The 23,030-nt window shown below is 59.0% G+C and carries 23 protein-coding genes; 14 read left to right on the top strand and 9 right to left on the bottom strand.

All coding sequences use genetic code 11. The annotated features are described in order from the left end of the window. Positions 1-18: 18 nt before the first annotated feature. From ACMG4M_RS13260 to ACMG4M_RS13270, 3 genes are read right to left on the bottom strand one after another with little or no spacing between them, the layout of a single operon-like run. The gene (locus ACMG4M_RS13260; RefSeq protein ID WP_414430180.1) at positions 19-249 is read right to left on the bottom strand and encodes a DUF1272 domain-containing protein; all 231 of its coding nucleotides are present in this window, start codon (positions 247-249) and stop codon (positions 19-21) included. A gap of 20 nt (positions 250-269) precedes the next feature. Beyond that, entirely contained in the window at positions 270-449 is a 180-nt protein-coding gene (locus ACMG4M_RS13265) for a hypothetical protein (RefSeq protein ID WP_035249151.1), read from the bottom strand. Between the two features lie 51 nt (positions 450-500). Continuing rightward, the gene (locus ACMG4M_RS13270; RefSeq protein ID WP_035249153.1) at positions 501-848 is read right to left on the bottom strand and encodes a DUF4345 family protein; all 348 of its coding nucleotides are present in this window, start codon (positions 846-848) and stop codon (positions 501-503) included. A 195-nt stretch (positions 849-1,043) separates the two neighbouring features. Here ACMG4M_RS13270 and ACMG4M_RS13275 point away from each other — a divergent pair, with 195 nt between their 5' ends. From ACMG4M_RS13275 to ACMG4M_RS13285, 3 genes are all read left to right on the top strand, one after another. Beyond that, positions 1,044-1,829, top strand: a complete 786-nt coding sequence (locus tag ACMG4M_RS13275) for a helix-turn-helix domain-containing protein (protein ID WP_414430181.1) — start codon at positions 1,044-1,046, stop codon at positions 1,827-1,829. Positions 1,830-1,893: 64 nt separating this feature from the next. After that, entirely contained in the window at positions 1,894-4,797 is a 2,904-nt protein-coding gene (gene rapA / locus ACMG4M_RS13280; protein WP_414430182.1) for an RNA polymerase-associated protein RapA, read from the top strand. A 144-nt stretch (positions 4,798-4,941) separates the two neighbouring features. Then, the gene (locus tag ACMG4M_RS13285; RefSeq protein WP_414430183.1) at positions 4,942-5,601 is read left to right on the top strand and encodes an alpha/beta hydrolase; all 660 of its coding nucleotides are present in this window, start codon (positions 4,942-4,944) and stop codon (positions 5,599-5,601) included. Between the two features lie 130 nt (positions 5,602-5,731). Here ACMG4M_RS13285 and ACMG4M_RS13290 read toward each other — a convergent pair whose 3' ends face one another. From ACMG4M_RS13290 to coxB, 4 genes are read right to left on the bottom strand one after another with little or no spacing between them, the layout of a single operon-like run. Continuing rightward, entirely contained in the window at positions 5,732-6,610 is an 879-nt protein-coding gene (locus tag ACMG4M_RS13290; RefSeq protein WP_272963339.1) for a cytochrome c oxidase subunit 3, read from the bottom strand. A 29-nt stretch (positions 6,611-6,639) separates the two neighbouring features. Next, the gene (locus ACMG4M_RS13295; protein ID WP_035249163.1) at positions 6,640-7,215 is read right to left on the bottom strand and encodes a cytochrome c oxidase assembly protein; all 576 of its coding nucleotides are present in this window, start codon (positions 7,213-7,215) and stop codon (positions 6,640-6,642) included. Positions 7,216-7,242: 27 nt separating this feature from the next. Beyond that, positions 7,243-8,850 (bottom strand): cytochrome c oxidase subunit I, encoded by a 1,608-nt coding sequence (gene ctaD / locus ACMG4M_RS13300; protein ID WP_035249166.1) that lies wholly within the window; start codon positions 8,848-8,850, stop codon positions 7,243-7,245. Positions 8,851-8,864: 14 nt separating this feature from the next. After that, a complete protein-coding gene (gene coxB / locus ACMG4M_RS13305) occupies positions 8,865-10,073 on the bottom strand; it encodes a cytochrome c oxidase subunit II (protein ID WP_272974582.1) in 1,209 nt (402 codons plus the stop codon). Between the two features lie 400 nt (positions 10,074-10,473). On the opposite strand from coxB, the gene ACMG4M_RS13310 reads away from it, so the two are divergent. Beyond that, on the top strand, positions 10,474-10,803 hold the full coding sequence (locus tag ACMG4M_RS13310; protein WP_297770556.1) for a DUF1820 family protein: 330 nt from the start codon (positions 10,474-10,476) through the stop codon (positions 10,801-10,803). A gap of 472 nt (positions 10,804-11,275) precedes the next feature. Here the strand turns inward: ACMG4M_RS13310 and ACMG4M_RS13315 are convergent, their stop codons facing one another. Beyond that, a complete protein-coding gene (locus tag ACMG4M_RS13315; protein WP_052042991.1) occupies positions 11,276-11,533 on the bottom strand; it encodes a twin transmembrane helix small protein in 258 nt (85 codons plus the stop codon). A gap of 160 nt (positions 11,534-11,693) precedes the next feature. On the opposite strand from ACMG4M_RS13315, the gene ACMG4M_RS13320 reads away from it, so the two are divergent. From ACMG4M_RS13320 to ACMG4M_RS13355, 8 genes are all read left to right on the top strand, one after another. Then, positions 11,694-12,449, top strand: coding sequence for an SURF1 family protein (locus ACMG4M_RS13320; protein ID WP_414430184.1), 756 nt, complete (start codon positions 11,694-11,696; stop codon positions 12,447-12,449). Then, the gene (locus ACMG4M_RS13325) at positions 12,449-13,063 is read left to right on the top strand and encodes a hypothetical protein (protein ID WP_035249178.1); all 615 of its coding nucleotides are present in this window, start codon (positions 12,449-12,451) and stop codon (positions 13,061-13,063) included. The genes ACMG4M_RS13320 and ACMG4M_RS13325 overlap by 1 nt, the downstream gene beginning before the upstream one ends. Positions 13,064-13,076: 13 nt before the next feature. After that, positions 13,077-14,147, top strand: coding sequence for a COX15/CtaA family protein (locus ACMG4M_RS13330; protein ID WP_035249181.1), 1,071 nt, complete (start codon positions 13,077-13,079; stop codon positions 14,145-14,147). Positions 14,148-14,149: 2 nt separating this feature from the next. Continuing rightward, positions 14,150-15,061: a heme o synthase gene (cyoE, locus tag ACMG4M_RS13335; protein ID WP_035249185.1), complete on the top strand. Its 912-nt coding sequence runs from the start codon at positions 14,150-14,152 to the stop codon at positions 15,059-15,061. Between the two features lie 238 nt (positions 15,062-15,299). Beyond that, positions 15,300-15,755 carry a DUF962 domain-containing protein gene (locus ACMG4M_RS13340; RefSeq protein WP_035249188.1) on the top strand — a complete coding sequence of 152 codons (456 nt, stop codon included), beginning with the start codon at positions 15,300-15,302 and terminating at the stop codon, positions 15,753-15,755. Between the two features lie 259 nt (positions 15,756-16,014). Continuing rightward, entirely contained in the window at positions 16,015-16,602 is a 588-nt protein-coding gene (locus ACMG4M_RS13345; RefSeq protein ID WP_035249191.1) for a LemA family protein, read from the top strand. 10 nt (positions 16,603-16,612) lie between these two features. Next, positions 16,613-18,520: a M48 family metallopeptidase gene (locus ACMG4M_RS13350; protein WP_414430185.1), complete on the top strand. Its 1,908-nt coding sequence runs from the start codon at positions 16,613-16,615 to the stop codon at positions 18,518-18,520. A gap of 194 nt (positions 18,521-18,714) precedes the next feature. Then, on the top strand, positions 18,715-19,080 hold the full coding sequence (locus ACMG4M_RS13355) for a hypothetical protein (RefSeq protein ID WP_035249197.1): 366 nt from the start codon (positions 18,715-18,717) through the stop codon (positions 19,078-19,080). 344 nt (positions 19,081-19,424) lie between these two features. Here the strand turns inward: ACMG4M_RS13355 and ACMG4M_RS13360 are convergent, their stop codons facing one another. After that, entirely contained in the window at positions 19,425-20,471 is a 1,047-nt protein-coding gene (locus ACMG4M_RS13360; protein ID WP_414430186.1) for a GNAT family N-acetyltransferase, read from the bottom strand. A 280-nt stretch (positions 20,472-20,751) separates the two neighbouring features. On the opposite strand from ACMG4M_RS13360, the gene ACMG4M_RS13365 reads away from it, so the two are divergent. Further along, a complete protein-coding gene (locus tag ACMG4M_RS13365; RefSeq protein WP_084573500.1) occupies positions 20,752-21,348 on the top strand; it encodes a cold-shock protein in 597 nt (198 codons plus the stop codon). A gap of 76 nt (positions 21,349-21,424) precedes the next feature. After that, entirely contained in the window at positions 21,425-22,969 is a 1,545-nt protein-coding gene (locus tag ACMG4M_RS13370) for a sodium:solute symporter (RefSeq protein WP_035249203.1), read from the top strand. Positions 22,970-23,030: the final 61 nt, after the last annotated feature.

Here is a 23,030-nt window from a genome sequence, read left to right on the forward strand (position 1 = left end):
CCTGGTTACCCTCAGGTCTCAGCCTCTCGCTGTCGCAATTTCCTTAAGGCAGAGGGACTCAGCCACCTTCGTTACTGGCCTCCTGGCGACGGGGGCGGCGCACCAGTTCCCCCGGCAATTGGGGCAACGGCTGGCATGAACGGTGCAACAATCCACACAGTACGTGCATTCGTAGGAACAGATGTAAGCTTCTGCCTGGGCCGGCAGGGAGCGCTGGCAGGTCTCGCACTGTGTTTTCATTTTCAGCATGGGAACGTCCTTGCAGGCTGCTAATGCGCCTTCACTTTCTGTTTGTTGCAGCGTTCGCAACGATACACCGTCACCAGCTTTCCCTGCTTCACATCGAATTGCTTGTCCTTGCACACCACCCACTTATGAAAGCCATGCTGGCACATGCCTTTGCGCGGGGTTTTCTTTTCCGGTTTTTTGAACGGCAGAATATCGCCCATGACCACATTACATCTTGATAACGATCCACCGAGGATAGCGTAATTTCCCGTTCAAAGCGCCAGCAACAAGCCAATCCCCAGCACCACCTCGCCGACAAGAAACAGGGCCGGAAACCGTTCCAGCCGACCATCAACCCCCCAGGCAACCAGGCGACCCACCGCCATGCCCAACAGGGCCACACCGACCGTCAACACCACCCCCGGCTGCCAGTGCGACCAATGGCCGCTGAATAACAACAAGGCGCCCATGGCGACACCAAAACCGCCATACACCGCCCGAACTTCGTTGCGCGCGGCCATGGGCAATGTGGGCAGATCCACCATTCCGGTGATGATTTGCGGAGCGATCAGCGCCAACAGGCCCATGGCAAGAAAGGTGATTGCAGCAATCAGTATCATCAGTGACTCCCCTATTCAGATAGCGGTAGCCGGAAGCACGTAAAGTCGTGATGCGCCGCCGGTATGGTTAGGATAGATTCAGGTCAGAGTCCGCTGATCAGGGAAGAGGAACAATTACCTCAGAGGTAATGGTGAAGCCTGTCGCCCTCTTTCATGCTTATCCGGAACTCAGACAACCCCGCTCCAGGAGAGCCCATGCAAACCGGACAGATACTCGCTGAACTGCGCAAGACACGACGCCTGAGCCAACTGGATCTGGCCCTGCGTGCGGAGGTGTCCAGCCGTCACCTGAGCTTTATCGAAACCGGCCGCAGCCAGGCAAGCGCCCCTATGCTCAAGCGGCTGGCCATGGAGCTGGAGCTGAGCTGCCGGGACACCAACCGGCTGCTGCTGTCCGCCGGCTATGCTCCGGCCTTCAGCAACACCGATCTGGACAGCGACGCCATGGCACCGGTGCGCCAGGCGCTGGAGATCATGCTGGTCAATCACAACCCCTTCCCTGCCGTGGTGCTGGATGCCCACTGGAATGTGCTGATGGCCAATCAGGCCCAGCAACAACTGATGAGCCTGATGATGCAGGAGCGCGGCCCCTTCCCACAGACCGCCAATGTGGTGGAGCTGGTGTTTCACCCCCAGGGCTACCGGCCCTTTCTGGTCAATTGGGAGGACGTGGCGAGCTTTCTGTTACGACGCCTGCACCGGGACCACCAGGCGAGACCGGATCCGGGGTTGGCTAGCCTGCTCAAACGCCTGGGTGAACTGGCAGATGTGGAGGCTCTGCTCCACCAGGAGCCGCCCGGTGACCGCAGCGAGCCCATGCTGGCCCTGGACATCGACCTGGCCGGGCAGCGCCTGCGCAGTTTCTCCACCCTGGCCAGTTTCGGCACCGCTCTGGATGTGGTGATGGAAGAGCTGCGTATCGAGCATTATTTCCCCGCCGATGACGCCACCCGCAGCTGGTTTCGCAAGCAGATTCAATAACCCCATCGAAGGGGCAGGCGCAAACCCGTATAATTCGCCCCCCGAGAATCAACCGGCAGTGATAATGACTGATTTTACCCCCGGCCAGCGCTGGCTGAGCGAATCCGAAACCGAACTGGGCCTCGGCATCATCAAGGAATTGGATTACCGACTGGTCACCGTGGGCTACCCGGCGGTAGAAGAGGAGCGCACCTACGCCATCAACAATGCGCCCCTGTCGCGGGTCATCTTCAGCACCGGCGACACCATCCGCACCGCCGACGAACTGGAGCTGGTGGTTACCGAGGTCAACGAACTCAACGGCCTCAAGGTCTACATGGCTCACCCGCTGGGCCAGCCGGAAGATATACAGCCGGTGCCGGAAACCCATCTGGGACACAAACTGCGCCTGACCACAGCGCTGGATCGCCTATTGTCCAACCAGCTGTCCTCCAATCGCTGGTTTGAACTGCGTGTGGATGCGCTAAACGCGCACTGCCAGCAACAGCAGTCCACCATCAAGGGGCTGCGTGGCCCGCGCATCGACCTGATCGGCCACCAGCTCTACATTGCCGACCAGGTGGCCAATCGCTTCGCCCCCCGTGTACTACTCGCCGACGAAGTCGGCCTGGGCAAGACCATCGAAGCCGGTCTGATTCTCCATCAGCAATTGCTCAGCGGCCGCGCCAAACGAGTGCTGGTGGTGGTGCCTTCGCCGCTGGTGCACCAGTGGTTTGTGGAAATGGTGCGTCGTTTCAATCTGCACTTTTCCATTTTCGATGCGGAACGGCTCAACGCTCTGCAGCCGCAAACCAGCATCAAGGACATGCTGGCGCAGATTATCGAAGAGGAAAAAGAGGCGGCGGAAAGCGAGGACGAGGATAACGAAGAAGACGCGCAGCAGACCTGGGACAACCCTTTCCTCAGTGAACAGCTGATCCTGTGCAGCACCGATTTTCTTGCCGAGTGCGACATCGACCAGCTGGCGGCAGCGGACTGGGATTTGCTGGTAGTGGATGAAGCCCACCACCTGGAATGGGCACCGGATGCCCCCAGCGACGACTACCAGCGGGTGGAAACCATCGCCCGCCAGGCCCGCGGCCTGCTGCTGCTCACCGCCACCCCGGAACAGCTCGGCCTGGAAAGCCACTATGCCCGCCTGCGCCTGCTGGACCCGGATCGCTACCCGAGCCTGGAGGCCTTCCGCGAGGAGCAGTCCCACTACCAGGAAATCGCCAGCCTGGCCGGCAAGCTCCATGACGAGGCCAGCTGGTCCGCAGACCTGAAAGCCGAAGCGGCCCGCCTGCTACCAGACATGACCATCAACGAAGACCAGCGCGAGGCGATCCTGGCCGAACTGCTGGATCGCTCCGGCCCGGGCCGGGTGATGTTCCGCAACACCCGCCACAATATTGCCGGCTTCCCGGCGCGCCACGTCCACGGCATTCCGCTTCCCCTGCCGGAGGAGTACCACTACGAAAGCGACGAGGAGCGGGAAGGTCACCTGCACCCGGAAACCCTGTTCCATGACGATCGCTGGTGCACCCTGGACCCACGGGTGAACTGGCTGGAGCAGTTCTTCAAACAGCACCGCAAAGAGAAGGTGCTGGTGATCTGCGCCAACCGCCATACTGCCACCGATCTGCATGCTCACTGCAACTACAAGCTGGGCATGAACGTGGCCATGTTCCACGAAGACATGGACCTGATCGAGCGCGACCGCGCCGCCGCCTTCTTCGCCGATGATGTGGATGGTGCCCAGGCGCTGATCTGTTCTGAAATCGGCTCAGAAGGCCGTAACTTCCAGTTTGCCCACCATCTGGTACTGCTTGACCTGCCGCTGAACCCGGACCTGCTGGAACAGCGTATCGGCCGGCTGGACCGTATCGGCCAGACCGAAGACATCCAGATCCATGTGCCCTACTTCGAGGCCCACGCCCAGGAAGTGCTGTTCCGCTGGTATCACGAAGGCATGGACGCCTTCGAACACACCAACCCGGCTGGCCACGACATCTACCTGCGCAGCCGCGATGCTCTGGAGCCACTACTGTGTGGCGACCCGGAATACACCGCCATTGATGCCCTGGTGGCGGAAACCCGCACCGTTGCCGATGAGCTGCACACCCTGATGGAAACCGGCCGCGACCGTCTGCTGGAACTGAGCTCCTTTGACAGCGAGCGGGCCGAACAACTGAAACAGGCCCTGGCGGACTGTGACGACGACAGCCCCCTGCCCTTCATGCAACGCGTATTCGACCGCTATGGTGTGGATCAGGAAGACCATTCCGACACCGCCGTGATCCTCAAGCCCGGCCAGCACATGCGTGATGCCTTCCCGGGGCTTCCGGAAGAAGGGATCACCATGACCGACAGCCGGGCCACGGCCCTGGCCCGGGATGACATGCAGTTCCTCACCTGGGAACACCCCATGGTCACCGGCAGCCTGGAAATGCTGCTCACCGAACACCGTGGCAAGGCCGCCGTGAGCCTGCTGAAGAACCCCAAGATCAACCCCGGCACCCTGTTGATCGAGGCCATCTACACCATTGATGCCGTGGCGCCTAAATACCTGCAGGCGGACCGCTTCCTGCCTACCACGGTGATTCGCCACCTGCTCGATGCCAACGGCAAGAACATCAGCCAGGCAATCAGCCACGACGGACTCAGCCAGCAGTGCCACAAGATGGACAAGCCGCTGAGCCGCAAGATCGTCGGCAGCCAGAAACCGCTGCTGGATAAACTGCTCAAGGCCGATGAAGCCCGCGCCGTGGAAGAAGCCCGCGGTACCATCGACGGCGCCCTGGAAAAAATGCGCCAGGAACAGGGCCATGAACTGGCTCGGCTGAAGGCACTGCAGGCCAAGAACCCGGCGGTCCGCGACGAGGAAATCCAGGCCCTGGAAGCCCAGACGGAAGCCCTGGAGAAAGTGCTTGGCGAAGCCCGCTGTCAGCTGGAAGCGGTACGTGTGATTGTAGCCGGCGGAGCGTAAAAGCGATCCACCGCCCTCGAACCTGGCGTTGGAGCCTTGCTCGCAAGGCGAAGGCTTCATGGGAGGCGAGCTTGACTCACCCCTTTGCCTTGCAAGCAAGGCTCCAACGAAGAAGAGCGGCCCCATGACAGACAAGGACAAAGCATGAGCGAACTGTTGAAGTGTGTGGAAATCGAGCCGGCAGGCGACGCCACGGCTACCGTGATCTGGCTGCATGGCCTGGGGGCCAGTGGTAATGATTTCGAGCCCATCGTGCCGGAGTTACAGTTGCCCGCCGGGCTGGATGTGCGCTTTGTGTTTCCCCATGCCCCGCAGATTCCCGTCACCGTCAACGGCGGCATGGTGATGCCCGCCTGGTACGACATTCTTGCCATGGATATCGACCGCAAGGTGGACGAGGCCGGGGTACTGGCGTCCGCAGATGCGGTAGATGCCCTGATCGAGCGCGAAATCCAGCGAGGCATTCCCGCCGAGCGGATTGTTATCGCCGGCTTCTCTCAGGGCGGTGCCGTGGCCTATCAGGCCGCATTGCGCTACCCGCAACAGCTGGCCGGCCTGCTGACCCTGTCCACTTATATGGCAATGCCGGTCACCCCCTCTACCGCCAATGCGTCCCTGCCGGTGTTGGTCTGCCACGGCAGCCAGGACCCCATGGTGCCGGAAGTGCTCGGCCGCCGGGCAGTAGATACCCTGACCAGCCTGGGCTATCAACCGGAATACCTCACCTACCCCATGGAGCATATGGTCTGTCTGGAGCAGATTCGTGATATCGGGCAATGGCTGAGCAAAGTGCTCTCGGACTGATCCTCCTCTTGTCAGTTACTCTATTGAAGCCTTGCTCACACCATGCGAGGTCGAAACAAAAAAAGCCGCGCCCCTTTCGGAGCGCGACTTTTTTCGTGTTACCTGCAGCGTGTAGCGTGCTGCGACCTGCTTACAACCAGTAAACGGTCACGAACAGGAACAGCCATACCACGTCCACGAAGTGCCAGTACCAGGCACCTGCTTCCCAGGCAAAGCAGTTATCCGGGCTGAAGTGCCCCTTGATAACACGGATCAGGGTGATAAACAGGAAGATGGTACCGATGGTCACGTGGGCACCGTGGAAACCGGTGAGCAGGAAGAACAGGCTCCCGTAGATACCCGCATCCAGGGTCAGACCCATGTCATAGGCGTGCACATATTCCAGGCCCTGCAGGCCCAGGAAGATAACACCCAGCACCACGGTAATGGCCTGGAAAATGATCAGCTTGCCGCGCTGGTTTTCCAGCAGGGCATGGTGAGCAATGGTCAGGGTAATGGAGCTGACCAGCAGGATGGCGGTGTTGATGGCCGGCAGACCCCAGGCACCCATGGGGGTGGTGGTGGTACCGTCCGGGGTCACGGTCAGGGGCCACATGGCCTGGAAACCCGGCCACAGCACTTCGTGGGTCATGGCATTGGAGCCTTCACCAGACAACCACGGAATGATCAGCCAACGGGTGTAGAACATGGCGCCGAAGAAGGCGGCAAAGAACATCACCTCGGAAAAAATGAACCACAACATGCCCTGACGATAGGAGCCGCCCAGCTGATTGCTGTGCAGTCCGCCCACGGATTCCTTGATGGTATCGCGCCACCAGGCAGCAATCACCAGCAGCAACCAGGCCAGACCGATGAAGAACAGCGGCTTGCCGAAAAAGCTCGGCTCCATGGTGTCCATGGTGCTCTGCTGAATGAATTTGGCACCGCCAATGGCGGTCAGGAACAGGCCGATGGACGCTGTCAGCGGCCAGGGGCTGCTCTCGGGAACGTAATACTTGTCAGTAGCCATTCGAAAATCTCCTCTACAACCGGCTGTTATCAGTTCACAGCCACGCTGTTATTTTTACCGGCGACCCGCTCTGTCACATCGAAGATCGTATAGGACAGAGTGAATTGGTTTATATGACGTGGAATTTCCGGGTCCAGATAGAAAATCATCGGCATGTCCTTACGCTCCCCTGCGGCCAGGGTCTGCTGGTCAAAGCAGAAACACTGGGTCTTGTGCAGATAGCGCGCAGCCTCCCCCGGAGTTACCGAAGGAATGCTCTGGGTAATCATGTCCTTTGAGGTCGGGTTGCTGGCATAAAAATGTACCAGGGTAATTTCCCCCGGATGCACCTTGACCCGCTTGGTCTCAGAGGTGAATTCACCGCTGATGCCGTCGCCTTTCTGGGTAATGAATTCCACCGTCACGGTACGATCCGCCACCACCTGTTCGGGAACCTCGGTGGCGGCCGTACTGGATGTCTTGCCGTTCAGGCCGGTGATGTCACAGATAACGTTATAGAACGGCACCATGAGGAAGGCGAAGCCGAACATGGCTACCGCCCAGATCAACAGCTTCTTCAGCGTACGCTTGTTGCGTTCTTCCACGCTGAGCTGTTTTTCACTCATGGTGCCCGCTCCTGTCCGTTACCGGACTTACTTGACCACCGGCGGGGTGTCGTAGGTGTGGAACGGCGCCGGAGACGGCACTTCCCATTCCAGACCTTCGGCCCCATCCCACGGCTTGGCCGCTGCTTTTTCGCCTTTCTTCATGGCGCACAGCACGGCGACCGCCAGGAACAGCAACTGGGACAGACCGAACCAGAAGCCACCAATGGAAATCCAGAAGTTGTAGTCCGCAAACTGTAGCGCGTAATCAGCGTAACGACGCGGCATGCCGGCCAGACCCACGAAGTGCATGGGGAAGAACAGCAGGTTGGCGGAAATCAGGGAGTTCCAGAAGTGCAGTTCACCCAGGGTCTTGTTGGGCATCACGCCGGACCACTTCGGCAGCCAGTAGTATGCAGCGGCGAAGATGGAGAAGATGGCGCCGGTCACCAGTACATAGTGGAAGTGAGCCACTACGAAGTAGGTGTCGTGGTACTGGAAGTCCACCGGGGTAATCGCCAGCATCAGGCCGGACAGACCACCACAGGTAAACAGCACCACAAAGGCAATCGCCCACTTCATTGGCAGCTCAAAGCTCATGGAGCCGCGCCACATGGTAGCCACCCAGTTGAACACCTTCACACCCGTGGGTACGGAGATCAGCATGGTCATGTACATGAAGAACAGGGTACCGGCCAGCGGCATGCCTACGGTGAACATGTGGTGAGCCCATACCACGAAGGACAGCAGCGCAATGGACGCGGTGGCGTACACCATGGAGGCGTAACCAAACAGCGGCTTGCGGGCAAAGGCCGGAATGATCGCTGACACGATACCGAAGCTCGGCAGGATCATGATGTACACCTCGGGGTGCCCGAAGAACCAGAACACGTGCTGGAACAGTACCGGGTCACCGCCGCCGGCGGCATCGAAGAAGCTGGTGCCGAAGTGACGGTCAGTCAGCATCATGGTCACTGCACCGGCCAGTACCGGGATTACCGCGATCAGCAGGAAGGCGGTGATCAGCCAGGTCCAGACGAACAGCGGCATCTTCATCAGAGTCATGCCCGGGGCACGCATGTTGAAGACGGTAACGACCACGTTGATGGCGCCCATGATGGAAGAAATACCCATCATGTGAACGGACAAGATGAACAGGTCCGTGGAATCCGGGCCATATTTGGTGGACAGCGGTGCGTAGAAGGTCCAGCCGAAGTTCGGCGCACTGGGGTTACCGTCACCAAAGGCACTCATCAGCACAGAGCCAATAAGAATCGTGAAGGCGAACGGCAGAATCCAGAAGGACCAGTTGTTCATCCGCGGCAGCGCCATATCCGGCGCGCCGATCATCAATGGAATCATCCAGTTGGCCAGGCCAACCGTGGCGGGCATTACCGCACCAAACACCATGATCAGACCATGCACGGTGGTCATCTGGTTGAAGAATTCCGGATCGACAAACTGCATGCCGGGCTCGAGCAGCTCGGCACGGATTACCATGGCCATGAAGCCGCCAGCGAGGAACATGGCAAAGCTGAACCACAGGTACAGAGTACCGATATCTTTGTGGTTAGTGCTGAACAGCCAACGTTTCAGGCCGGTCGGGGCGTGGTGATGATCGTGATGATCATCATGGGTTGCAGCTGCAGTAGACATTGCTATCCCCTCCCTTATTCGTGGTCGTTAACGTCGGCGGGCTGGATCAGATCGCCGGTATCGTTGCCGAAAGCGTTACGCTCGTAGGTGACCACTGCCGCAATCTGGCGCGGGGTCAACTGAGCCTTGAATGCGGGCATGGCAGCACGGCCATTGACCAGCACATCGATGTGTTCGTTCAGGTATTCCGGCTTGGTCGCGAAGTCAGTGCCCGCAAACGGCAGACCGATACCGCCTTCACCATTGGCACCGTGGCACAGGGCACAGGCGCTGGCGTAAGTCTGCTTACCTTCTTCCATGGCCTGATCAAGACCGGTGAAGGGTGTCAGATCCGGCCCGGAAGCGGCTTTCTCTTTCTCTTCAGCAACCCAGGTCTTGAACTCGTCTTGAGTGACCACTTCTACAGCGATGGGCATGAAGGCGTGGTTCTTGCCACACAGTTCCGCACACTGACCGTAGTAAGTGCCTTCTTTACCTTCCGGTACCAGCGCCCACATTTCATTGACGAAACCAGGGATAGCGTCTTTCTTGCCACCGAAATCCGGAATCCAGAAAGAGTGAATCACATCATCAGAGGTGACCAGGAAACGAACTTTCTGACCCGAAGGAATGATCAGTTTGTTATCCACTTCCAGCTGGTAGTTGTGGTCTTTCTCGGGAGCTTCTTTACCAACCAGCTCTTTCGCAGTGCCATAGGGGAACAGACCACCGGCCAGAACCGGGTTGTGGTACTGCTCCGGCGGCGTGGCCAGGTTGGAGAAGAACGACACACCAATATCGTTATCGTCTTCGTAGGTCAGATACTCGTAGCTCCACTTCCAGCGGTAGCCGGTGACCTTCACCGTCAGCTCGGACTCGGCGCTGTCGTCAATCTGCACCAGAACGCGGGTAGCAGGCACCGCCATGGCAATCAGAATCACGAAGGGGATCACGGTCCAGAGCACTTCCAGGAAGACGTTTTCATGGAAGGAGGACGGATTGGGGTTCTTGGCGCGGCGGTGGCTGATCATGGAGTACACGATCAGGCCAAACACCAGCAGACCAATGACGGTCACAATCCAGAGAACGGTGGTGTGAAGATCTTGAATATCCTGACTGACCTGGGTCACCCCTGGTCGCAGGTCGAGTTCGGAACGTTCGGTCCAGTCGCTGGCGAAGGTCATACCACTGATCATCAGTGACGTCAGACCAACCGCCGCGCGGTGGAACAGAGTTGACTGCATGCGTTTGCTCCCTGTTTTCCCCAGCATGGCCTCGTAGGGCACGCTTGTTCTTTGCCGTCACCGGCACCTGGAAAGCGAAGTTTCAGGATGATGCCGTGGAGCCGCAGCCAACGCCTTGTCACGCAGACCTCAGTGACCAAGGGGGCGGCCACTAACAGGGATCGTGCGGACGGCAAAACCCAATAAAATCAAATAGCTAGAAATCAGCACGGTCGATTTCACCAGATCGCCACAGGTGCGGCAAATTGCCCCACTGCATATATGGGCGCCAACTCTAGTCATTCGCTTGGCCAAAGTCCAGCCGAAAGGTAGGGTTTATCAAGCCTTTCAGGCAGATACGAGCCCTCCTCATCGTGCTAGACTCCGCTCCCCTTTACCACACACAGCTTGTACCACATCCATGTCAAAACGACGTCAAATCTACCGGGTGATATTCCAGAATCAGGGTCATGTTTACGAGATCTATGCCTCGCAGATATACCAAAGCGACCTTTATGGGTTCGTCGAGGTAGAGGAGTTTCTGTTCGGGGAAAGGGCCAGCCTGGTGGTGGACCCGGGAGAGGAAAAGCTAAAACGGGAATTCAACGACGTGATGCGTTCCTTTATTCCCCTGCACGCGGTGATCCGTATCGACGAGGTGGAAAAGGAAGGTGTCGGCAAGATCATCGAATCCAGTGGCGGCAACATCACGGCCTTCCCCATGCCCCCTGGGCCGGCGCCAAAGAAGTAAGGCCCCTCCTCTGTGGGCAACAGGCAAAAAAGAAGGGCGCCAGTCTCGCTGAACGCCCCGAGGGTTGCCTGATGTTACAAGAGGAGAAAACGTGTCTTGCTTACATGATTTGTCCGGCGAGAACGATAAAGGTTCCGTCAGCGGATAAAAAAACCACTATCGGCCTCAAACCCGGGATTTGAACGAATCCCGCAACGGCTCGCCGGTATTCAGCGCCACCTGCTCGGCGCGGGCCAGCAGCCGCACGAACAGAACCACCATCACTCGGATCATCCATTCCATAACGCAGCCTCCAGACAATGAAAGGGGTGGGTGAAGCGCATCCTGCTCCCTGGTCATCCGTAACTGACCCTTCACCACATTTGCCCGCACCCGGCGGGCTCAGCAAGTCAGAGGTCCGCCAGAAGGATAAGTTCGAGGTGATAACGCGCTTTTACCTGACTTTTACAACCGGCTTCTATTAATAGAAGGGTTATTGCGCCTGGTCAGTCTGCTCAATGGGCTGGCCGTAACGCTTGGTGGGATTCACATCATGGGGCTGAATCCAGCCCATCACCATGCTCAGCAGAATGAACAGGAAGATCACCGCCGAAAAGCCTACCCGCCAGGCCAGGGCACGCATGGTCTTGCCGGACTTGCCGTCGTCCTTGACCAGAGAGAACAGGGCCCGCCCCAGCGAAACCACTGCCGCAATCAACAGCACGATGACAATCAGTTTCACCCACCACATAAAATCACTCCGTCTCGATGGCCCTTCACCCTCACTTGGCGGCAAATCGGGTTTTACTATGTACAATGTGCTGCCATTGTAATGGCCGCACCTGCCAGTGCACGCACTATTGCGCTGCACCCCGTTCAGAACGGATGCTGCAGCCGCGAGAGCAAAGATCATGTCAAACACCAAGAGCCGCAGCCCGGTTCTGTCCTGGATCGCCTTTCTGGCCACCCTCGCGGTTGTCGCCCTTTGCCTGCGGCTGAGCTGGTGGCAACTGGAGCGGGCAGAGGAGAAGCGACTGTGGCAGGCCTCACAGGAAGAAAAAGCCCGTCAGCCTGCGGCAGATCTGCCTGCCTTGCTGGCCGACCCGGCGCCCCTGCACCGGCAAGCCGCTGTCTCCGGCAAGCTGGACAACGCCCGTAACGTGCTGCTGGACAACCGCATCCGCAATGGAATCGCTGGCTACCACCTGTTAACTCCCTTGCAGACCCGGGACAACCAATGGGTACTGATCAACCGGGGCTGGCTGCCTCGCGGAGCCCGGCGGGAACAATTACCCGAGATCCCCGCCATCAATGGCCGGATAACCGTGGCAGGAACGGTATATCGCCCCTCCCGGGAGACATTTGTACTGCAGAACGCTCCATTGCCAGACAATCAGTGGCCTTTACGGGTACAGAAAGTGGATTTTGACGCCATTGGCGAAAAACTTGGGGTAGAATTGGCGCCCTTCGAAATCCGGGTGCGCCCGGATCTGGCTCTGGGCGGTCACCCTCCCTTGCCACGCCCCTGGCAGGACATCGCCCCCATGGGCCCGGACAAGCACAGGGCTTATGCGCTGCAGTGGTTTGCGCTGGCAATGGCAGCCCTGCTGATATATGTTGCCGCCGCCGTGCGCAACCGGCGAAAGACGCGAGAGGAACACTCCTAATGTCTCCACGCACCAAGAACATTGCCACCCTGTCGGCGATCGTTGCTCCTTTTGTCCTGTTCTTTCTGGCGGGCCGCTTTCTGATCGATCCCTGGGAACTGCCGCGGGAAAACAAGGGGCAGCTACTGATTCCCCATATTGCCATGGCCAATCTGAAAGCGGTCAATGACGATGGCGACGCCTACACCGGCGACGACATGGCTGGCCTCTGGACCATCCTGTATGTGGCTGGCAGCGAATGCGATACCCGCTGCAAGAACGGCCTGTATTACCAGATGCGCCAGGTGCGCCAGACGCTGGGCGCGGATGTGGACCGGGTGCGGCGAGTAATCCTGCATACCGCTACGGCGGGCGACGACCTCAACGATTTCTTGAACAACAATGTGAAAGGCATGGTATCGATTCATGCCGAACCACAAACCGTGAACGACGCCCTGGCGCCGGTGTATGAAACCACCGCCGGTGAACCGATTGGCGATATTTTCCTGGTCAGCCCGGACGGCCAGATCTTCATGCGTTACCCCACGCACGAGAACATGGATGCCACCCTGGAAGAGGCGGAAAACATCCGCGTCGATCTCAAACGCACCCTGAAAGGGTCTCTGATCGGTTAACGGAACGCTATCTATGCAAGCGCTTACTCCTTCACAAATCTGGCTGCGCCGGCTGTCATTGCTGGCCGTTTTCATGGTTGCCGTAGTGATTATCCTCGGCGCCTGGACCCGCCTTTCCGATGCCGGCCTGGGCTGTCCGGACTGGCCCGGCTGCTATGGCCACCTGGATGTCCGCAAGGCCATCAACCATGTGAATACCACCAACGAAAGCATGCCCGGCAGCCTGCGCGAAGCTCACAAAACCGTGCCGGAAATGGTGCACCGCTATTTCGCCTCGACCCTGGGCCTGGTAATCCTGATCATCGCGGCTCTCTCCTTCATCAACCGCAAGCAGGAAAAACAGCCCCTCAAACTACCCCTGTTTCTGGTGGTGCTGGTGATCTTTCAGGGCATTCTCGGCAAATGGACGGTGACCATGGGTCTGCAGCCCACCATCGTCATGCTGCATCTGCTGGGCGGCTTCACCACGTTTACCCTGCTGGTATTACTGACTGCCCGCCTCTACCGCTGGCCCCGCTTTCTCAATGATTGCGACGTGCGCATGCTCAAGCCGATTGCCTCCATCACCCTGGTCGCGGTGATCCTGCAGATCGCCCTGGGCGGCTGGACCGCCAGTAACTACGCGGCGGTGGCCTGTACCGACCTGCCGGTGTGCGAAGAAGGCTGGCAGGATCGCCTGGATTTCGACGAGGCCTTTATTTTCTGGGGCCACGAACATGACAAGCCGGACTACGAGTTCGGTGTGCTGGATAACGATGCCCGCACCACCATCCACGTGATGCATCGCTTTGGCGCTTTGCTGGTGACCTTGCTGGTGCTGGCACTGGTAGCCAAGATTCTGATCCGCGCACGCAGTGTATTCTTCCGCAATTTCGCACTGGGAATCTTCGCCTTGCTGGTGGTGCAGATCGCTCTGGGGCTGAGTAATGTGATGTTTGCCGTGCCTCTGGATGTGGCTGTAGCCCACAACTTTGTGGCCGTACTGCTGCTCGCCAGTCTGGTACTCTTCATCCGCGCGATTAACGTGAAATGCGGCCAGAGCCAACCGTCTCCGTCCACATCGTCCAAAGCGCAAGGAGCGTGACCATGAGCCAATCCACCACCTGGCGCGACTATCTGGCCCTGACCAAACCCGGGGTTGTCATGCTGCTGATGGTGACCGCCGTGGCAGGCATGTTTCTGGCCACCGAGCCGGCAGGCATGGTGCCGATGCACATCTTCATCCCGGCCTTTCTGGGGCTGACCCTGGCGATGATGTCGTCTGCGGCCATCAACCAGATCATGGACCAGAAAATCGATGCGATAATGAAGCGCACCGAGAAGCGCCCACTGGTGGCCGGCAAGCTGAGCCCGAAAGCGGCCATTGCCTTCGCCGTACTGCTGGCGGCGGCATCCATGGTCATGCTGTATTTTCTGGTCAACCCGATCACCGCCTGGCTGACCCTGTTCGGCTTTGTCGGCTATGCCTTCATTTATACGCTCTATCTGAAACGCGCCACGCCGCAGAACATCGTGATTGGCGGTATCGCCGGCGCCATCCCGCCGTTGCTGGGCTGGGTCGCTGTCACCGGCGAGGTGCATCCCTACGCCTGGCTGCTGGTGCTGATCATCTTCGTCTGGACGCCGCCGCACTTCTGGGCCCTGGCCATTCACCGCCGCGATGAGTATGCCAAGGCGGATATCCCCATGCTGCCGGTGACCCACGGCATCCCGTTCACCCGGGAGTCGGTGCTCTACTACACCATCCTGCTGTTTATCTGCACTCTACTACCCTATCTGACCGGCATGAGCGACCTGATCTACCTGCTCAGCGCCCTGATTCTGGGGCTGGTGTTTCTTTACCATGCCGTGCGCCTGCGGTTTTCCACAGACCCCAAGCTGCCGATGAAAACCTTCGGCTATTCCATTACCTACCTGTTTGCGCTGTTTACCGCGCTGCTGGTCGATCATTATCTTTCGGTGACACCACAAACCGTGGCCGCGTGGCTGGGGGCGTAAAAAGACCAATTGATAATTGAGAATGGAGAATTGATAACTGGCGCGGGCCAGTCTTTTTCAGATTCTCCAACGCAGGAGGCCGCGCTCAATGTCTGGGCGCGGCCTCATTGCTTTCAGGCTACTGAGCAGCCCATCCGCGCCGTTATCAATTATCAACTATCCACTATCAATTGCCCCTCGCATCCCGCCCACCAGTTGGCGTTATACTGGCTGTATAACCACAACCCGGGAGGACATCATGACAACGCGCAGCATGGATGAGTGGCTGGACGCCTACGGCGAAAGCCACCAGAACCCCACCAACAAGAAAGTCCACTTTGCCTGTGTACCGGTCATCTTCTTCAGCATCGTGGGTTTCCTGTGGGCCATCCCCGCCCCCTTCTTTGCCGGCTTCTGGGCGTTCCTCACCCTGGTTGGCGTCACCCTCTACTATGCTCGCCTTTCCCGTCCTATTGCCCTGGGCATGCTGGTTTTCAGTCTGGCCTGCCTGTTCGTCCTGTCACTGATCGCCGCTAGTGGCGCCAGCGTCTTCTGGGTATCACTGGTTCTGTTTGTGGTGGCCTGGATCGGCCAGTTCTGGGGACACAAGGTCGAAGGCAAGAAACCCTCCTTCTTCGAGGACATCCAGTACCTGATGATCGGCCCGGCCTGGATCATGGGGTTTCTGTATCGCAAGTGGGGTATCAAATACTGAATCGCCCCGCAACAACGCCGCTGTAGGAGCGCCGCTTGAGGCGCGAACCGAGCGATAGCGAGGGATGCGTTAGAGGTTAGCGCCAAAAGCATTTTATTGATAAAGCATTGAAGCAAGGATCACCGCTACTCCTTCGCCAGGGCTCAGATTCGCACCTCAAGAGGTGCTCCTACAGGCGCCTGGTAGCACCGCCTTTCCCCATTAACACTTTTGCAGTAGTTTATAGCCACAATAAAACTGCACGGGGAAGGCTATCGTCATGGGGACTCTTATTTTTATCGGCGTTATCGTCGCCGTTATCATCTACATCATTGCCATCTACAACCGCCTGATTGCCCTGAAGAACCGTTTCAAAAACGGCTTTGCGCAGATTGATGTGCAGCTGCAGCGCCGTCACGATCTGATCCCCAATCTGGTGGAAACCGCCAAGGCTTACATGAGCCACGAGAAAGACACCCTGACCCAGGTGATCGAGGCCCGTAACCAGGCGGTGAGCGCCAAGAAAGCGGCAGCCGAACATCCCGACGATGGTGGCGCGGTAAGCAACCTGGGCAAGGCCGAATCCCTGCTGTCCGGCTCCCTGGCCAACTTCTTTGCGCTCAGCGAAAACTACCCGGACCTGAAAGCCAACGACACCATGGCCCAGTTGATGGAAGAGCTGAGCAGCACAGAAAATCGCATCGGCTTTGCCCGTCAGGCATTCAATGATGCGGTAATGAACTACAACACCTACCGCGAACAGTTCCCGCAGAATTTCATCGGCGGCCTGTTTGGCAGCTTCAAGGAAGCCCAGCTTCTGAAGATAGAAACTGAGGAAGCCCGCAAGGCAGTGAAAGTCAGCTTCTGAGTCGGCGACCATGGATTTCTTTCAACATCAGGAGCGAGCCCGCCGCAAGACCGGGCTGCTGGTCCTGTATTTTTTCCTGGCCGTTGTTGCCATTCTGGTCTGTGTGAATCTGGCACTGCTGCTGGCATTTGCCTGGATGGACGTGCAGCTTCCTCCCAGCCAGTGGCTCACACATCCCATGACGCTGGGCATCAGCCTGTTCACCCTGCTGGTGATGGTGTGCGGCTGCCTGTTCAAGACCTGGAAATTACGCCGCGGCGGCAAGGGACTGGCCGCCATGCTCGGCGCTCGCCCGATTGACCCGGACACCCGCCACAGCGACGAAAAGAAACTGATCAATGTGGTGGAGGAAATGAGCATTGCCTCCGGCATCCCCGCCCCACAACTCTATGTACTGGACAAGGAAGAGGCGATTAACGCCTTTGTAGCCGGCTTTCGGCCTTCCGAAACCGTGCTGGTGGTCACCCACGGCACCTTGAAGAAACTCGACCGGGACGAACTGCAGGGCGTCATCGCCCACGAATTCAGCCATATATTCAATGCCGATATGCGCCTGAACTTGCGCCTGATTGCCGTGCTGGCGGGGATTCTGGCCCTGGGCAAGATCGGCGAATTCATGCTGCGCGGCTCTTCCCGGCGCAGCTCCTCCAATCGCAAGGGTAACAGCCTGGTGCTGGTCGCCCTGGCACTGGTCGTGGTGGGGTATCTGGGGTTGTTCTTCGGGCGGCTGATCAAGGCCGCCATTTCCCGACAGCGTGAGTTGCTGGCCGACGCCTCGGCGGTCCAGTTCACCCGCAATCCGGCTGGCCTGGCCGGTGCGCTGATCAAGATTCGTAACGGCAATGGCTCCCACCTGGATTCCGTGCACGCCGAGGACATGAGCCATATGTGCTTCGGGGAAACCCTGGGTTTTCGCTTTCGCAACCTGCTGGCGACTCACCCACCGCTGGACGAACGTCTCGGGGCCCTGGGCAGTGACTGGGTGGCCCGGGCACGCACTCGGGCGCGCAGTGCCGGTCAGCCAGATGTCTCTCCCTCGGCGTCGGTACCGGAAGGTGTTGCTGCGTTCAGTGGCGGCAGTGATGCCAGCAGCAGCGTCTCAGAAGGATCCGGTCCGGCAACTTCAAGCCGGGTAGGCACAGTCAGTGAGGCCGATGTGGGCTATGCCCGTTCGCTGCTGGAAGCCATTCCCGCAGATCTGCACAAGAAACTCCACAACCCCGTTCAAGCAGAACTGGCCTTGTATGCCCTGATCATCAGCAGCTCGGACAGCGATCCGCAAAGCCTGCTCAAAAGCGCCGGCATGAGCGAACACCTGTCCGCTTTACAGCCGTTGAGCCAGCAGCTGTCCGAACTGGGTAGCCGCCTGCGTCTGCCCATCATCGACCTGGCATTACCTACTCTTAAAGGACAACCCTCGGCCCAGCGCAGGGAGATTCTGGAGCGACTGGCTACCCTGACCCGGGCAGACCAGCGCACCACCCTGTTCGAGTGGGCACTGGTGGCCCTGGCCCGGCAACAGCTCGACGACCACGCCAGGCGCAATCGCCATACCCGTTTCCACCGCTACCGCGCGGTGACAGGCGAGCTGCAACTGGCGTTCTCGGTAATGACCTGGGCCAGCGGCGCCCGCGACGAGCAGGCCCGGGCCTTGTTCCGGCAAGCCAGCCATGGGCTGCTGCCCGAGGCCCGCACCTTGCTACCACTGTCCCAGTGCAGCAGTCAGCGACTGGGACAAGCGCTGGATCGACTTGCCGACCTGTCTCCCCTGCTCAAAGGCCCGGTGATCGACGGGTTGGCGGACCTGGTGCTAACGGATGGCAAGGTGCAGGTGAGCGAAGCCGAGATGCTGCGAGCCATGGCAGCCTTGATGGAGTGTCCGCTACCGCCGCTTTTTGCGGGCAATCAAAATCAATAAATACGCAGTTCAAAAAAATGAATAATGTTCATTTGTGCGATATTTCCTACACTCTTTGCAGCAAATCACCTCTGTGTTTGCCTGAGATTGCAGGCAAAATGCAGTCATCGCCATAATCCTGCCACCGGTCGCAGGCGGTGTGATAAGCCGTGAATATTCAGGGACGATCCAAGAGCAAGGCCGAGGAAAACGCCATGGAACCGAACAAAGCCAGCACCCGCAATGCCTGGGATGCCGTCGCCAGCACTACCACACAACTCAGGGACGGCAGCCTGGACCCTGCGCTGACCGCCTGGGTGAAAACCCGGGGGTTCAATATCAACAGCACGGTCTTTTCCAGCGTCTGCCGTTTTGACGACGGAATTTATACCGGCACCCTGGTGGATCATCACGGCCATGCCTGGGAGTTTCTGGCAGACCTGAATGACCCGGAGGGCTGTGACCTGGAAGATGTCACCGCCAGCCTGGGCCCCAAATCCCCGGACCACCCCAACGCCGATCTCTGCGACCTGGTCACCATGGCCCTGTACTACCAGCGCGAGCAGCAAGTGGCGGCCTGACGCCAATGATGGGCCCCTAGAGCGGAATCCGGGTTGCTGCCGTAGGAGCGTCGCTGGCGGCGCAATTCGAGCCTTGGTGAGGATTTGAAGATTTAATGTAGGAGCACCGCTTGAGGTGCGAACCGAGTGCAGCGAGGGGGTAAAGTTCAAAGTCTGTCCGCTGCTTTCGGAAACCTGTCGAGCTCTGAAATGCCTGATCGCCCTGCGGGCGATTTCCGCGCAGGCGCGGTTCGCGGCTCATACCCGCAGGGCACAGAGAGCGCCGCTCCTACAGCGGCTTCATAGACATGCCGAGGTCTGAGGAACTTTCCACCCTTTCCCTATCCAACGAGCGTAGCTCGTAGCTAGTCTCCGCCCCCTTTCCTGAACGGCAGCAAGCTGCGCGCCTCTTCCCGGTAACGTTGCACGTGCACCGCTTCTTCCCGGCAGAAATCTGCGATGGCGTTATGAAAAGCCGGCTCCCGCAGGTGGTGCATGGACCAGGTAATGACCGGCTCGAAGCCGCGCAGAATCTTGTGCTCCCCTTGCACCCCCGGATCAAACGCCGCCAGCTGTCGCTCGATGGCAAACTCAATGCCCTGGTAATAGCACAGCTCGAAATGCAGTCCGTCCCGCTCCTCCAGGCAACCCCAGTAGCGCCCGTAAAGACAGTCCGCATCAAAAAAATACAAGGCGGCGGCCACCGGCCGGTCTCTGTCCCGGGCCAGTACCAGCATCAGCTGATCGGCCAACCGCTCACCGACGGTAGAAAAGAAGGCTTCGTTTAAATAGGGCAGCTGACCCCGTTTCAGGTAGGTGCTGGCGTAGCATTGGTAGAAGAACGCCCAGTCGTTGGCACTGATCTGCCCTCCCTGATGACGGGTAATGGTCAGCCCCTGTTCCTGAACGCGCCGCCGCTCCTTGCGCAGGTTCTTGCGCTTGCGGGACTGAAACTGGCCCAGAAAATCATCGAAATCCCGATAATCCCGGTTAACCCAGCGAAAATGGCAGGCCTGCCGCGATACCAGCGGCAGTTCCTGTAACTGTTCCCGGCAGGCCGTATCCGGAAAAAGCAGATGCCAGCCACTGGCCTGCTGCTCGCGCAGGGTCTCCTGCACCCCACCCCAGAGCGAATCCGCAGAAATGTCACCCTGCCAGCGAGCACCGGTGACCGGCGTAAAGGGGATCGAGGTAACCAGTTTCGGGTAGTAATCCAGGCCATGGCGCTGATAGGCGTCCGCCCAGCTGTAATCGAACACATACTCGCCCCGGGAATGGCTGCGCGCATAAAGAGGCATCCAGCCGCCATCGACTTCCAGGTGGCAAGGCTGCCAGCCGGTTTTCGGGGTAACGGCGCCACAGCCCTGCAGGGCATCGAAAAAGGCGTCGCTCAGGAACGGATAAACAGACACTGTCACTCCAGTTGGGCTCTTGCAGGCTGCTAGGCATGAGTTTCGCCGCTGGCTTGGGTACAATGCGCGGATTGTACGGTTCAATAACCTGTGCCGACGGCTGGGATCTCGTCGCAAACAGTGCCGCCGTGCAATACCGCCTCGTTTTCCGGCGGGTTTACAGAGACTGTTTCAGGCCAACGCCATCCATTGTGACCGCATATTCTCCGCGAAGCAGCGGCGTAATGGCCAGAAGCGGCTACTTTTATCACTCATTGCTCAACAAGGTAACGTCAATTTCATGAATGTCTCCAAACCCCTGACCGTTTTTTATGTCGTTGCAGCCCTGTTACTGGCCATTCCCGGCGCCTGGCTGCTGTTCGCTCCGGAAATGGCACTGGTCACCCTCCACGAGAATCTCGCCGTGGTGAAAATTTCCAACATTCACAGTCAACAAACCGGCCTGGGCCTGTTGCTGGCGGCCGTGGTCAACCTGGTCTGCCTGCTTGGCGGTGGTCAGCGCCTGCCTCTGCATGTGGCGGTGTTTTTCTACCTGGCCGGCCTGGTGGCCAGCCATGGCAGCGTGGTGTTCGCGGATCAGTGGTGGCTGTGGCTGCCGGTGCTGGTCTACCTGCTGCCACTGTTGCCACTGGGCAAACTGATACCGGCCAAACTGCCCCTGGGCGGCAACGGTCAGCAGCGCGGCGAAGTAAAGTGGTTCAACCCCAACAAGGGTTTCGGCTTCATCCTCACCGACAGTGGTGAGGAACTGTTCGTACACTTCAAGGCAGTCCAGAACGGTGGTCGTCGCAGCCTGCGCACTGGTACCCGGGTCAGCTTTGATACTCGCATGTCCGACCGCGGCGAACAGGCCGATAACGTCTACATCGAACAGTAACGCATCACGCCACACGCAACATGCTGCACGCCGCGGTGTGTTGCGTGCAGCATGCTGCCTGTAGTGGAAAATAATAATGACATTGGCAACGGCTGACTGGGTGGTCCTGGCGGGCTACCTGTGTGTGGTATTGGGCATCGGCATCTACTTTTCCCGACGCAATACCAGTACCGAGGAATATTTCGTTGGCGGCCGTCGCTTTCGCGGCTGGGTCATCGGGCTGTCACTGGTGGGCACTTCCATCAGCTCCATTACTTTTCTGGCCTACCCTGCCGACGCCTTCAAGACTGACTGGTTACGCTACCTGCCCAACCTGGCCCTGTTGCCGGCCATGCTGGTGGCGGCCTTTGTCTTCCTGCCCTATTTCCGGCGCGGCAACATGACCAGCGCCTACGAATTTCTGGAACAGCGCTACGGGCCTTCGATCCGGGTCTATGGCGCGGTCGCCTTTCTGGTGGCACAGGTGGTGCGCCTGGCCATGATCCTGTGGCTGTTGTCCCTGCTGATTCAGCAGGTCACCGACCTGTCCCCTGCCACAGCCATTGTGCTGGGCGGCCTCTTTGTGGGGTTGTACACGGTGATTGGCGGGATCGATGCGGTGATCTGGACCGACGTGCTGCAGACCGTGGTGCTGCTGCTCGGCGGGTTGCTTTGCCTGTGGGTGATCCTGGATGCTCTGCCCGGCGGACTGGGGCAAATTTTTGATCAGGCCGGCAAGGCCGGCAAATTTGCCCTGGCTCCCTGGGAAGACGGCGCCCCCGGCGAGACCTCCTGGTCGCTGTCGCTGAGCGAGAAGACTGCCACCATGATGTTGCTGATCGGCCTGACCAACTGGCTCACCGAATACTCCAGCAACCAGAATACGGTGCAGCGTTACTGCGCCTCCCAATCCACCGCCGAAGCCCGCAAGGGGCTGTGGGTGTACCTGTTCACCGCCCTGCCGATCTGGGCCTTCTACATGTTTCTCGGCACCGCCCTGTGGGTCTTCTTTCAGGTCTACCCGGATGTGCAGGCCGGCGCCATTCTCAGCGGCGAGGCTCGCGCCGAAACCCTGATGCCCTACTTCATCACCAATTACCTGCCCGCAGGCGTTGCCGGCCTAGTGATCGCGGCGGCGTTGGCGGCAGCCATGAGCTCGCTGGATTCCAGCATCAACTCGGTAACCACGGTGAGCGTGGTAGATCTTTACCGACGCCATTTCAACCCCGGCCAGGATGACCGCCATTACCTGAAAGTGGCCTGGGGCATCGCTGTGGCCGTCACCGGCCTGATGATTGCCGGGGCCCTGTGGCTGAATCAGGCGGATACCAAAACCCTGCAGGACACCTCCACCATTCTGGTATCGCTGCTGGGCGGCGGCATGCTGGGGCTGTATCTGCTGGGCTTTTTCAGTAACAAAGGGGATGCAAGGGCAGCCTGGTGCGGCATTGCCTGCACCCTGGTATTTACCGGCTGGACGATTCTCACCAACAAGGGGATGTTGCCAGAAGCGCTAAGCGCCCCCTTTGACCTCTACTACACCGGCCTGATCGGCAACCTGTTGATGTTTGTGGTGGGCTATCTGGCGGCGAGTGCTCTAGGCGGAAAATCCGGCGACACAGAAGAACTGCCAACGCGTTAAAATCACGGCGAGAAAGCCCAGGACCAAAAGCCTTTTCACCACAGAGGGCACAGAGCACACA

It is taken from the genome of Alcanivorax sp. IL3 (genome assembly GCF_047495465.1).
Taxonomy (GTDB): Bacteria; Pseudomonadota; Gammaproteobacteria; order Pseudomonadales; family Alcanivoracaceae; genus Alcanivorax; species Alcanivorax jadensis.